10 protein-coding genes are annotated in these 13,129 nt (G+C 46.2%); 8 read left to right on the top strand and 2 right to left on the bottom strand.

Annotation, left to right across the window (positions count from 1 at the left end):
• Positions 1 to 18: 18 nt before the first annotated feature.
• A complete protein-coding gene (carB, locus tag FHS86_RS13685; protein WP_429414676.1) occupies positions 19 to 3,255 on the bottom strand; it encodes a carbamoyl-phosphate synthase (glutamine-hydrolyzing) large subunit in 3,237 nt (1,078 codons plus the stop codon).
• A 31-nt stretch (positions 3,256 to 3,286) separates the two neighbouring features.
• Entirely contained in the window at positions 3,287 to 4,372 is a 1,086-nt protein-coding gene (gene carA / locus FHS86_RS13680) for a glutamine-hydrolyzing carbamoyl-phosphate synthase small subunit (RefSeq protein ID WP_429414673.1), read from the bottom strand.
• 208 nt (positions 4,373 to 4,580) lie between these two features.
• Here carA and FHS86_RS13675 point away from each other — a divergent pair, with 208 nt between their 5' ends.
• The 8 genes from FHS86_RS13675 to FHS86_RS13640 all read left to right on the top strand — a co-directional run bounded on the left by FHS86_RS13675 (position 4,581) and on the right by FHS86_RS13640 (position 13,024).
• Positions 4,581 to 5,063, top strand: a complete 483-nt coding sequence (locus FHS86_RS13675; RefSeq protein WP_429414670.1) for an arginine repressor — start codon at positions 4,581 to 4,583, stop codon at positions 5,061 to 5,063.
• Positions 5,064 to 5,067: 4 nt separating this feature from the next.
• Positions 5,068 to 5,784, top strand: coding sequence for a GNAT family N-acetyltransferase (locus FHS86_RS13670; RefSeq protein ID WP_429414667.1), 717 nt, complete (start codon positions 5,068 to 5,070; stop codon positions 5,782 to 5,784).
• A gap of 420 nt (positions 5,785 to 6,204) precedes the next feature.
• On the top strand, positions 6,205 to 7,401 hold the full coding sequence (locus FHS86_RS13665; protein WP_429414665.1) for an argininosuccinate synthase: 1,197 nt from the start codon (positions 6,205 to 6,207) through the stop codon (positions 7,399 to 7,401).
• An 83-nt stretch (positions 7,402 to 7,484) separates the two neighbouring features.
• The gene (gene argC / locus FHS86_RS13660; protein ID WP_429414662.1) at positions 7,485 to 8,453 is read left to right on the top strand and encodes an N-acetyl-gamma-glutamyl-phosphate reductase; all 969 of its coding nucleotides are present in this window, start codon (positions 7,485 to 7,487) and stop codon (positions 8,451 to 8,453) included.
• A 147-nt stretch (positions 8,454 to 8,600) separates the two neighbouring features.
• Positions 8,601 to 9,722 carry an aspartate aminotransferase family protein gene (locus tag FHS86_RS13655; RefSeq protein ID WP_429414659.1) on the top strand — a complete coding sequence of 374 codons (1,122 nt, stop codon included), beginning with the start codon at positions 8,601 to 8,603 and terminating at the stop codon, positions 9,720 to 9,722.
• A 22-nt stretch (positions 9,723 to 9,744) separates the two neighbouring features.
• On the top strand, positions 9,745 to 10,548 hold the full coding sequence (gene proC, locus FHS86_RS13650) for a pyrroline-5-carboxylate reductase (RefSeq protein WP_429414656.1): 804 nt from the start codon (positions 9,745 to 9,747) through the stop codon (positions 10,546 to 10,548).
• A 77-nt stretch (positions 10,549 to 10,625) separates the two neighbouring features.
• On the top strand, positions 10,626 to 11,714 hold the full coding sequence (proB, locus tag FHS86_RS13645; RefSeq protein WP_429414654.1) for a glutamate 5-kinase: 1,089 nt from the start codon (positions 10,626 to 10,628) through the stop codon (positions 11,712 to 11,714).
• Positions 11,715 to 11,776: 62 nt separating this feature from the next.
• Positions 11,777 to 13,024 carry a glutamate-5-semialdehyde dehydrogenase gene (locus FHS86_RS13640; protein ID WP_429414651.1) on the top strand — a complete coding sequence of 416 codons (1,248 nt, stop codon included), beginning with the start codon at positions 11,777 to 11,779 and terminating at the stop codon, positions 13,022 to 13,024.
• The last annotated feature ends 105 nt before the right edge of the window (positions 13,025 to 13,129 follow it).

Raw genomic sequence — 13,129 nt, 5'->3', positions numbered from 1 at the left:
CCAATATCTATCAATCGTCTACTTATACTCATTCCAGCTTTTGATCTCCAGATCCTCGATGGTATACTTGCAGAAGGAGTAGATGAAGGCACTGGCTACACGGGCATTGGTGATGAGCGGAATGTTGTAATCGATGGCATTGCGCCTGATTCGGTATCCGTTGCTCAGCTCACGACGGGTGTAGTTTTTCGGAATGTTAATAACCAGATCGAGCTTCTTCTCCTTGATATAATCGATGGTGTTTGGTTTTCGGTCTTCTTCATCGGGCCAGTGCAAAACAGTACATTTTATGTTGTTGTCGCTGAAGAATTTGGCAGTTCCCTCAGTGGCAAAAAGGTTGTAGCCTTTTTCAACCAGCATGGCTGCCGAGCGCAACAATTCAACCTTCGAGCGGGTGGGACCCGACGAAATGAGTACGTTTTTCTTTGGAATCTGATAGCCTACCGAAAGCATCGATTTGAGAATGGCTGCATAAAAGTTATCGCCCAAACAGGCTACTTCGCCGGTCGAACTCATGTCGACTCCGAGTACAGGATCGGCATTGAGCAGACGCTGAAACGAGAACTGCGGTGCCTTAACGCCCACATGATCGAGTTCGAAGAGCGATTTGTCGGGCTTTTCGTAGGGAACTCCCAGCATGACCTTGGTCGCCAGTTCAATCAGGTTGAATTTCATTACCTTCGATACAAAAGGAAAGCTCCTCGACGCGCGCAGGTTGCATTCAATCACCTTGATGTCGTTGTCCTTGGCCAGCAATTGCATGTTGAAGGGGCCTGATATTTCAAGTCCTGCAGCAACTTGTCTGGCAATTTTCTTCACCCTGCGAATGGTTTCGATGTACAATTTTTGTGGTGGAAATACCATGGTGGCATCGCCTGAGTGAACGCCTGCAAATTCTACGTGCTCCGAAATGGCGTAAGCAACCAGTTCGCCCTTGTCGGCCACCGCGTCAATCTCAATTTCCTTGGCCTGTTCGATGAATTCACTCACTACTACGGGATGTTCTTTCGAAACATCGGCAGCCAGTTGAAGGAAATTAACCAGTTGGTCTTCGTTCGAAACCACATTCATGGCAGCTCCCGAAAGTACATACGATGGTCGAATCAGCACAGGGTATCCTACTTCGCCGATGAATTTGTGTATTTCTTCGATGGTCGATAATTCGTTCCAACGGGGTTGGTCAACACCTATACGGTCGAGCAGGGATGAAAATTTCTGACGGTCCTCGGCATTGTCGATTTTCTCGGCCGAGGTTCCCAAAATGGGTACGTTCTGTGCAGCCAGTTTCATGGCCAGGTTGTTTGGAATTTGTCCGCCGGTTGAAACCACGGTTCCCATGGGATCTTCCAGATCAACAATGTCCATTACCCTTTCAAAAGTCAGCTCATCGAAATAAAGGCGGTCGCAGTTATCGTAATCGGTGCTCACCGTTTCGGGGTTGTAGTTGATCATAATTGAGCGGAATCCTTCCTTGCGAATGGTATTGACGGCATTCACCCCGCACCAGTCGAATTCAACCGATGAGCCAATGCGGTATGCGCCCGAGCCCAATACGATCACCGATTGCATGTCGTGCTTAAATTCGACATCGTGTTCGCTGCCATTATAGGTCACGTAAAGGTAGTTGGTAAGGGCCGGATACTCACCCGCCAGGGTGTCGATTTGTTTGATGATGGGTGTAATACCTCTCGCTTTACGGTGGGCACGTACTTCGAGCAGCCCCTGTTGCATGTCCCTGCTTTTGGGTTCGAAAACCATACGGGCTATCTGAAAGTCGGAAAAGCCCAGTTTTTTTGATTTCAAAAGCAGCTCGTCGGGCAGGGTGGCAAGGCTTTTGTATTCTTTCAGCTCGCTTTGAACCTTGTAAATGTTTTCCAGTTTATGCAGAAACCAACGATCGATTTTTGTTCTCTGATGAATGTCCTCCACCGAATATGCCTTTCTAAAAGCTTCGGCAATGGCAAAAATACGTCGGTCGGTTGGGTTGATCAGCTCTTCCTCGATGGCATCGATGGTAATTTCCTCGTTGTTGCCCACAAAGCCATGCATGCCCAGTCCGATCATGCGCAGCCCCTTCTGAATGGCTTCTTCAAAATTGCGACCGATGGCCATGATTTCACCCACCGATTTCATCGAGCTGCCAATTTGTTTCGATACGCCAACAAATTTGCCAAGGTCCCAGCGGGGTATTTTACACACCACATAGTCGAGGGCAGGTTCAAAACAGGCGGTGGTGACCTTGGTAACTGAGTTCTGAAGCTGGTGCAAGCCGTAACCCATGCCCAGTTTGGCAGCAACAAAGGCCAGCGGGTAGCCGGTGGCTTTCGATGCCAGGGCCGATGAGCGGCTCAGGCGGGCATTGACTTCAATTACACGGTAATCTTCGCTGTAAGGATCGAGCGCAAACTGCACATTGCATTCGCCCACCACCCCAATGCGGCGGATGATCCTGATTGATAGCTCACGCAGTTTATGGTATTCGCTGTTGCTAAGTGTTTGCGAGGGAGCCACCACGATGCTCTCGCCGGTATGGATACCCAGCGGATCGAAGTTTTCCATGTTACACACGGTGATGCAGTTGTCGAACTGATCGCGTACCACTTCGTATTCCACTTCTTTCCAGCCTTTGATCGATTCTTCAACAAGTATTTGTTTTGAGTAGGAAAAAGCATTGCTGGCACGTATTTCGAGCTCTTCCATGTTTTCGCAGAAGCCCGATCCCATTCCTCCCAGCGTATAAGCTGCACGGATAATAATGGGGAAACCAATGGTTTCTACTGCTTTTTTGGCTTCGGCCATGTTGGCACAGGCAATGCTCTGAGGTGTTTTTACATCGATGCTTTGAAGTATTTTGGCAAAAATATCACGGTCTTCGGTATTGATGATCGATTGTACCGGCGTTCCTACCACTTCCACATTGTATTTTTCGAGTATGCCGTTTTCATACAGTTCAACCCCGCAATTCAGTGCAGTTTGCCCGCCAAAAGCCAGCAATATACCCTGAGGCTTTTCCTTTTTGATCACCTGCTCAACAAAGTAGGCAGTTACCGGAAGAAAGTATATTTTGTCTGCAATTTCTTCTGAAGTCTGAATGGTGGCAATGTTGGGATTGATGAGAATGGTTTCCACCCCTTCTTCTTTTAATGCCTTCAGTGCCTGCGATCCGGAGTAGTCGAATTCACCGGCTTCACCAATTTTTAACGCGCCCGAGCCTAAAACAATTGCTTTCTTAATATGTGATTTGAAATTTTCCATCTTTTCAGTCATTAATCGTTAATCCTCTTTTCTACTTCTTATACTTCTTTACATTCTCGATAAAATCGTCGAACAGAAATTCGGTATCAACCGGCCCGCTTGTGGCTTCGGGGTGAAACTGTGTTGAAAAGAAAGGTTTGTGTTTATGCCTGATTCCTTCGTTGCTTTCGTCGTTTACATTGATGAAATGGGCTTCCCAGTCAGAAGGGATCGTATCGTTTTCGATGGCATAACCATGATTTTGTGCTGTAATGAAGCAACGGTTGGTGCCATTTAGCAGGACGGGTTGGTTATGACTGCGATGTCCGAATTTCATTTTATAGGTTTCGGCACCGGCTGCGCGGGCAAGCAGCTGGTTCCCCAGGCAGATACCCATGATGGGGCGGTCGTTTTCAAGTGCCTTACTGAGGTGATTTACCGTGATGTCGCACATGGCCGGGTCGCCGGGTCCATTCGAGATAAACAGTCCGTCGTACGCTTCTTTGCTGTAATCGTAATCCCAGGGTACTCTTTTTACTGTTACACCGCGTGAGGTAAGACAACGGATAATGTTATTTTTTGTTCCGCAATCGACCAGAACGACCTTGTAGTCTCCTTCCCCGTAAGTCTCGGGCGAGGGGATGCTTACACGGGCGACCAGGTTCTCGTGGTTGGGATCGTAAAATTCAACAGGCTCGTTTTCAAATTCAATCTTACCCAGCATCGATCCCTTTTCGCGCAGTTTCTTTGTCAGTGCCCTCGTATCGATGCCATACAGCCCGGGTACATCGTTGGCCTTCAGCCAGTCACCCAGACTTTGTGCTGCATTCCAATGACTGTGTTCGACCGAATAATCGGAGATGATAAAACCCGATACATGAATTTTGTCCGATTCAAAAAAATCGTGCACCTTGTCGGTGAGGCTTGCTCCGGGAACACCGTAGTTACCGATCATTGGGTAGGTCGATACCAGAATTTGCCCCGTGTACGAAGGATCTGTCAAACTCTCGGGATAACCTACCATGGCGGTGTAAAACACTACTTCGCCGGCCACCGATTTCTCACTTCCAAACGACTGACCCGTGAATTCAGTCCCATCTTCCAGGATTAATTTTACTTTTTTCAATGTTGCAGACATTTATGATGATTAAAAAAAATGCGTTTGACTGCGGTTGCAGTTAAACGCATTTTAACTCCGTTTTTATTTTTAGCTGAACTATGCTCACCTTTTGTTTGCTTCAATTTTAATTGCTGCGACAAAAATAATAAACTTTCTCGAAAATCAGTTGGTTTTGATAAAATAATGAATAAATTTGCAGCGTAAATGTATAATTATTCACTCACGGATGAAGCTGAGACTTGAAAGGCAACTTGCCATACGAAATATCGTTGCGTCGAATAAGGTAACCGGGCAGGAGCAATTGCTTATGTTATTAAAACATGAAGGTTTTGAAATGACCCAGGCAACACTTTCACGCGATTTGAAGGCCTTAAAGGTTTCGAAGAGTCCTGATCCGCAGGGTGGATATACTTATGTTTTACCACGCGAAAGTGTGCCTGCGTCCAACAATGCAGGACCCGGAGTTAATTATTTGGCCGACGGCTTTTTGTCGATCGACTTTTCAGGCAACATGGCGGTGATAAAAACCAAGCCAGCCTATGCCAGCAGTATTGCTGCCGTGATTGACGATACCCGTCCCTTTGAAGTATTGGGAACCATAGCCGGTGATGATACGATTTTCCTGGTTTTGCGTGAAGGAGTTGAGAAAAGTGATGTTTTTCAGTTTTTAGTGAGAGCGATGCCTAATTTAAAAGGACGATTGATTTAAAAGAATGGAAGAAAGAAATACAATTGAAGTGCTGGTTGCCACTGCTGAGCATCTGAAATATGTTCAGGAAATCAATGATACCATACAACATGCCTCTGAAGAGCGGGGGACTGGTATTGCCCGTCGTACCGACGAATACATCATTCGCAAAATCGACGAGGGAAAGGCAATTATCGCATTGGATGAAGGGAAGTTTGCCGGCTTTTGCTACATCGAATCGTGGGGGCATAACCGTTTTGTAGCCAACTCAGGTTTAATTGTAGTGCCGCAGTACCGCGGAATGGGGCTTGCCAAGAGCATTAAAAAGAAAGCATTTGAGCTCTCGCGTCAGAAGTTTCCTGAAGCGCGGATTTTTGGCTTAACCACCGGCCTGCCCGTGATGAAGATCAACTCGGAGCTGGGATACCGACCGGTTACCTTTTCTGAGCTTACCGACGATCAGGAATTTTGGAAAGGCTGCCAGAGTTGTGTTAATTACGACATCCTGATGCGTACCCAACGTACCAAATGCCTTTGCACGGCAATGATCTTCGACCCCGCATGGGAAAAGAAAAAGGCAGAACGGGAAAAACTCGAAGCCGAAGCACAGGAAGCGCTGAATGCTTCGAAGCAAAATAACAAACGAAAGCTGATTCCCTTTAAGCGTTGGTTACGAAATGGAGAGCCTGACGGAATTGCTGCCGAAACGCTAATGAATAAATTGAATTTTTTAAGAAAATAGTAAAGATAAAATGGTGCCGCTATTTTTAAAATCAATGCCAGGTAATTCGCAATTTCATCAATTAATGAGTATTGTTTTGCAACATTTTGAAGTCGTGTAATTGGTTTTTATTCTCATCAGCAAAGCAATGCAGCATTGGTATTTGGGTTAGTAAAGTTAATTTGTGCGGCACCATTTTTTTATCTTTTTAGCTTAACAACAGCAAATCAAACAATCAAGCTGTGTCGTTTTATATGGCGCAGCATAAATTTTCAACCGGGGCGCTGCCCGTCCGACCTGTTTTTTTTGAAAATATACATCCTTAGGCAAGGAGCTTCCCATGCTTTGCTTGTTAAAAGGAGGGCTAAGATTTTGATTTCTGACAGACGATATTTACCCTGTTTATCAATTTGGTAAGCAATGAATTACAAAAATAATGATATGGAAAACAAGAAGGTAGTTTTGGCATTTAGCGGAGGACTCGACACCTCGTTTTGTGGTATGTATCTGGCCCGGGAAAAAGGCCTCGAAGTGTACACCGCCATTGCCAATACCGGTGGATTCACCGAAGACGAACTGAAAACAATCGAAAAGAAAGCTTATGAATTGGGCGCAGTAAAACATGTTAGCCTTGATGTAACAGCTGAATACTACGAAAAGTGTATCCGTTACATGGTTTATGGCAATATTTTACGGAACAATACCTATCCCATATCGGTCAGCTCCGAACGCATCTTTCAGGCCATAGCCATCATTGAATATGCAAAGGAAATTGGTGCCCGTTATGTGGCACATGGCAGTACTGGTGCCGGAAACGATCAGGTACGTTTCGACCTTACTTTCGATGTACTGGCTCCCGGCATCGAAATACTGACCCCAACCCGCGACATGGAGCTTACCCGCGAATACGAAATTAACTACCTGAAGCAACATGGTTTTGAAGCCGATTTCAAAAAGATGGAATATTCCATCAATGCCGGATTGTGGGGAACCAGCGTCGGGGGAAAGGAAACCCTGAAATCGGAACAAACACTGCCCGAAGCAGCTTATCCCTCGCAGCTGGAAGAAAGCGGTGAGCGCAACATCGAAATCGAATTCGAAAAGGGGGAATTGCTGGCTGTTGAAGGAACAAAGTATGAAAATAAAATTGAAGCCATTCGTGCACTTGAAGCGCTTGCCTCAAAATGGGCCATTGGTCGCGACATGCACATTGGTGATACCATCATTGGCATCAAGGGAAGGGTAGGCTTCGAGGCTGCTGCCCCCATGATCATTATTAAAGCCCATCAGATGCTCGAAAAACATACGCTTACCAAGTGGCAACAATACTGGAAAGATCAGCTGGGTAACTGGTATGGTATGTTTCTGCATGAAGCACTTTATCTGGAACCGGCCATGCGCGACATTGAAAAGTTTCTGGAAAACACCCAGCGTACTGTCAGCGGTAAAGTCATTATTAAACTTCGACCCTATAGCTTCCAGTTGGTAGGTGTCGAAAGCAAATTTGACCTCATGAAGGCCGAATTTGGCGAGTATGGCGAGGTGAGCAAGGCCTGGACTGCCGACGATGTGAAAGGCTTTACCAAAATACTGGGTACCTCGCTGAAAGTGTATAATTCGGTAAATAAGGAATTTTAAAAGGAGAAAGAATAAAGTCAATGAGTCATTAAGTGAGTTGGAGACTTTTTCTTAATGACCAATGACTTTTTTAATGACTTTTTATGATTAAAGCAGGAATAATAGGAGGCGCAGGCTATACTGCCGGAGAACTGATACGGATCTTGCTGGCACATCCCGAAACGGAACTAAGCTACATTCACAGCAACAGCAATGCGGGAAGCAGTATAGCCAGTGTGCACCGTGATTTGCTGGGTGATACCAGCCTTGTTTTCAGCGGTGAACTCAACTTCGAAGGGCTCGATGTGGTATTTCTTTGCATGGGGCATGGAAAATCGCTCGAACTGCTTGAACAGCACGCCCTGCCCGAAAAACTGAAGGTAATCGATTTAAGCCACGACTATCGGCTGAAACGTACTGGAAATAATTTTGTATACGGCTTGCCCGAATTGAATAAGGAAGTCATTCGGAAAGCACAGTATGTAGCCAATCCGGGCTGTTTTGCTACCGGTATTCAGCTGGCAGTCTTGCCCTTGGCTGCAAAAGGTTTAATCAACGACGAAATCCATGTGAATGCGATTACCGGTTCAACTGGTGCCGGGCAGCAACCCAGCCGTACTTCGCATTTCAGCTGGAGAAACAACAACTTGTCGGCGTATAAAATATTTGAACACCAGCACCTGGGCGAAATCAATCAAAGTCTGCAACAACTGCAGGCAGGCTATCAGCCGGCCATGAATTTTATCCCGGTGCGCGGGAACCATACCCGTGGAATTTATGTGACGGCTTATACCCGCTTCGAGGGCAGTCTCGATGAGGCCAAAGCACTCTACCAACAGTATTACAGCGAGCAACCTTTCGTGCACCTGACAAATGAAAACCCTGATTTGAAACAGGTGGTCAACACCAACAAATGTTTGCTGCATTTAATAAAACACGACGACAAACTTCTGGTAATCAGTGTTAGTGATAATCTGATTAAAGGGGCGTCGGGTCAGGCGGTACACAACATGAACCTCATGTTCGGGCTTCCAGAAAAAACGGGCCTGTATCTGAAACCATCGGCCTTTTGAGTTAGTCAAAAAGGAAAAAGTCATTGAGTCATTGTGTTGAAAAGTCGGTAAATGTTTAAAAGTGAGAAAATATTTTTACCAGGCTAATATATTAATACGATTACGTTATGAGCACTGACTTTTTCCTGTTTTCCTAAACATTGTATTATGAACTTATTTGACGTATATCCGCTGTTCGATATTGAACCGGTAAAAGGAGAAGGCTCCTATGTTATGGATAAAAACGGGGTGCGTTACCTCGATTTGTACGGTGGTCATGCCGTAATTTCTATTGGGCATTCTCATCCGCATTACGTGGCAAGCATTTCGGCCCAGCTCGAGAAACTGGGCTTTTATTCCAATTCTGTTCAAAATCCGCTTCAACAGGAACTGGCCAACAAGCTGGGGCAATTGTCGGGAATGGATGAGTACCGTCTTTTTCTTTGCAACAGCGGCGCCGAGGCCAATGAAAATGCATTGAAGCTGGCTTCGTTTAAAACAGGAAAGTCAAAAGTTTTGGCCTTTAAGAAGGCCTTCCATGGTCGTACCTCGGGGGCCGTTGCCATTACCGATAATCCGTCGATCGTGGCTCCTGTAAATCATCGTAGCGATGTTCGGTGGCTGCCTCTGAACGATATTGAAGCGCTACGCAGCGAAATGGCCAACGATGATGTGGCCGCTGTATTTATTGAAGGTATTCAGGGAATTGGCGGCATACATGTACCTGAAGCGCAGTTTTTACGCGATCTGGAACAATTGTGCAGAGAAAAATCGGTAGTTTTGATTCTCGATGAAATTCAGTCGGGCTATGGCCGTAGCGGCTTGTTCTTCGCTTTTCAGCATGCCGGAATTAAACCCCATTTGATTACCATGGCGAAAGGAATGGGCAATGGTTTTCCCATGGGCGGAGTGCTGATCGATTCTTCGTTCGAAGCTTCATACGGCTTGCTGGGAACCACTTTTGGAGGCAATCATCTGGCTTGTGCTGCAGGAATTGCCGTGCTCGATGTGCTGAAGTCGCAAAAACTCATGAGCAATGCTGCCAGGGTGGGCGATTTTTTGATGAAGGAACTGGCCTTAGTTGATGGAATTAAAGAGGTGAGGGGCCTTGGACTGATGATTGGAATTGAATTCGACCGCGAAATTGCGGAGATCAGAAAAAAACTTCTTTTTGAGAAGAAAATTTTTACCGGTGTTTCAGGAAAGCGTACTATTCGGCTGCTGCCTCCGCTTAATCTGAAAAAGGAAAATGCCGCTTATTTTATTGAAAAGTTGAAAGAAGTACTTTAATGAAAGCCAAAAAATATAGGATATGGACTTAAAGAAGATTGCCGTTTTAGGTGCTGGAAATCTTGGATTCTCAATTGCCAAGGGACTGATCAGTTCTGGTGCAATCAGCAGTAAGGATTTGATTCTGACAGAGAAAAATCCTCAGCGCCTGGAGTCGCTCATCAACGATGGTTACCAGGCACTCGACGATAACCGGGCAGCCGTTGCTCAAAGCGACCTGGTAATGCTGGTGGTAAAACCCTGGCAAATCGACGGACTGCTCGATGAAATAAAAGAAGAAGTTCAAAAGAACATGCCCGTGCTGGTTTCGTGTGTGACCGGCATCATGTCGGGGTATATTTACGACCAGCTGGCTTGTAAACCACCCTTGTTCAGGGTGATGCCCAATACCGGCATTGCCATCAGTGAGTCGATGTCGTGTATCTCGGGTCATAACAATACTAAGGAGCAAAAACTGGCCATCCAGTCTTTATTCGGTCAGTTGGGACAGGTGCTTTTTATTTCCGAAGAACACATGCCGGCAGCTACCGCCCTGGCGGGCTGCGGAATTGCCTTTGCTCTGCGTTTCATCAGGGCGGCCATTCAGGCCGGTGTTGAAATTGGCTTCAGTGCCGAGGATGCCAAAGTAATGGCCGCACAAATTACCAAAGGTGCAGCCGAACTTATTCTGCAGAACAATTCGCATCCTGAGGCCGAAATCGACAAGGTGACAACACCCAAAGGCATTACCATTACCGGACTGAACGAAATGGAACATGCGGGTTTTAGTTCGTCGATCATTAAAGGCCTGCTGGCCTCGTACAACAAGATTGAACGCAAGGCTTAAATCATATGATGGCAGTTTTTCTTGGTCATTCAACTTAAAATAATGACATTTGTCATGTTTTATACTAAGACCAATCAATGAAGTTAAAGAAATACAAACGCATAGCAGTTAAAGTAGGAAGCAATGTGCTGGCCGGAACAGACGGGAGTCTTGATGTTCAGCGCATTCGCCACCTGGTTGATCAAATCAGTGAGCTGAAAAACGAAGGTGTTGAGCTCATACTGATTTCGTCGGGCGCCGTTGCTGCCGGAAGAACCATGGTAAAAACGGTGCCCCGCATCGATACCGTTTCGGCAAGGCAGTTGTGGTCGGCCATTGGTCAGGTAAAACTAATCAATACCTATCGCGAAATGTTCGAGGCCCACGATCTTGTTTGTGCACAGGTGCTCACCACCAAGGAGAATTTTGGCGACCGAAAGCATTATCTTAACATGAAGAACTGCATCAGCACCATGCTCGAAAACAATGTGGTACCGGTGGTGAACGAAAACGACACCATTTCGGTTACCGAACTGATGTTTACCGACAACGATGAACTTTCGGGTCTGATTTCGTCGATGATGAGCTGTGAGGCGCTGATTATTTTATCGAATGTTGATGGTATTTTCAATGGTCATCCCGGTGACGAAGGGACAGCGCTGATTGCGGAGATCAAGGCCTCCGACCGGAGTCACGAAAGTTATATTTCGTCGCAAAAATCGGGTTTTGGACGCGGCGGCATGCACACCAAATACAGTGTAGCCCGAAAGATTGCCCTCGAAGGCATTGATGTTTTCATTGCCAATGGCACCCGAAGCGGTATACTCGTCGATGTAGTACATCAGGCCGAAGTGCCCTGTACCCGTTTTGTGCCCAATGGAAAGAAGCTGAAAAGTAACAAAAAATGGCTGGCCCATTCCGAAAGTTTTGCCAAAGGAGTGGTGGTAGTAAACGAAGGAGCACGAAGAGCACTTTTTGACACGAATGCCAATAGTTTGCTGCTCATAGGTGTTTCTGAACTGAACGGTTTTTTCAAAAAAGGTGACATCATCCGTATTCAGGATGAAGAAGGAAGGCAGCTGGGGCTTGGAAAGTCGCAGTACGATTCAGACGAGGCACAGTTACTGCTGGGCAAAAAGGCCCGTAAGCCTTTGATTTACTATGATTATATGTTTTTAAATGAATAATCCGCATTCGCGGAAGTCAATCATTTTTTAATGACCAATGACTTTTGACTAATGACTATATTATGGACTGTACTCCAATTTTTGAAGCGGTAGTAAAAGCCGGAAGAACATTGAATTTACTGGATGAAGCCAGTATTAACCAGGTACTGCGCGAAGTGGCCGATGCGGCGGTGGCTCACACTGCTGAATTGCTTGTTGAAAACCAAAAAGACCTTGCCCGCATGGACAAGGAGGATCCGAAATATGATCGTTTGCAGCTGACAGCCGAACGAATTGAAGGCATTGCTGCCGACATGCACAATGTGGCTTCACTGCCTTCACCACTTGGAAGGGTTTTGTCGGAAACAAAACGTCCCAACGGTTTGAAGATTAAAAAGGTGAGTGTGCCTTTCGGCGTTATTGGGATCATTTATGAAGCACGCCCCAACGTGACCTTCGATGTGTTTTCGCTTTGCCTGAAATCGGGAAATGCCTGTATTTTAAAGGGTGGAAGCGATGCCATCGACTCCAATACCGCCGGTGTTCAGCTGATTCGCGGAATCCTTAAAAAGCACGGGATCGATGAAAATGTACTGACCCTGTTGCCCGCGGGGCGCGAAGAAACCCGGCAGCTTTTGAATGCGCGGGCTTATGTCGATTTGCTCATTCCAAGGGGAAGTCAGCAGCTGATCAATTTCGTACGCGAAAATGCGACAATACCTGTGATTGAAACCGGTGCGGGCATTTGTCATACCTATTTTGAAACTTCGGGTGACAAGGAAAAGGGTCGTGCCATTATTCACAATGCCAAAACCCGGCGGCCCAGTGTGTGCAATGCACTCGACTGCCTGATCATTGATCGGGAGCGCTTGAGCGATTTGCCTTATCTGACCGAACTCCTGGCCGAAGCCGGTGTGTTGCTTTATGCCGACCAGGAAGCTTACACGGTGCTCGAAGGCAAATATCCGGCACATTTGCTTGAACACGCCACCGATGCGTCGTTTGGAACTGAATTCCTTTCGTTAAAAGCTTCGGTCAAAACCGTCGCTTCGTTTGATGAAGCACTCGATCAGATTGCAAGTCACAGCTCGAAACACAGCGAAGCCATTATCTCGGATGATCCACAGCGCATCGAACTTTTCCGTAAATTGGTCGATGCTTCGTCGGTTTATACCAATGCCTCGACTGCCTTTACCGACGGAGCCCAGTTTGGTCTGGGAGCCGAGATTGGCATTTCGACCCAGAAATTGCACGCCCGGGGACCCATGGCACTCGAAGAACTGACTTCGTACAAATACCTCATTGAAGGCGAAGGACAGATCAGACCATAAGAGTCAATAAGTTAAAAAAAACCATTTTATAATGACCCTTTCCAATGACTTAATAACCAATGGCTTTTTCCTATTGACCAATGAATCAGTGACTTTTTCCATTTG

Origin of the sequence: Roseimarinus sediminis, assembly GCF_050433125.1 — a bacterium.
GTDB classification, from domain to species: domain Bacteria; phylum Bacteroidota; class Bacteroidia; order Bacteroidales; family Prolixibacteraceae; genus Roseimarinus; species Roseimarinus sediminis.
Note: the sequence above shows the minus strand (reverse complement) of the source record. Positions and strands in the feature narration are given on the sequence as shown.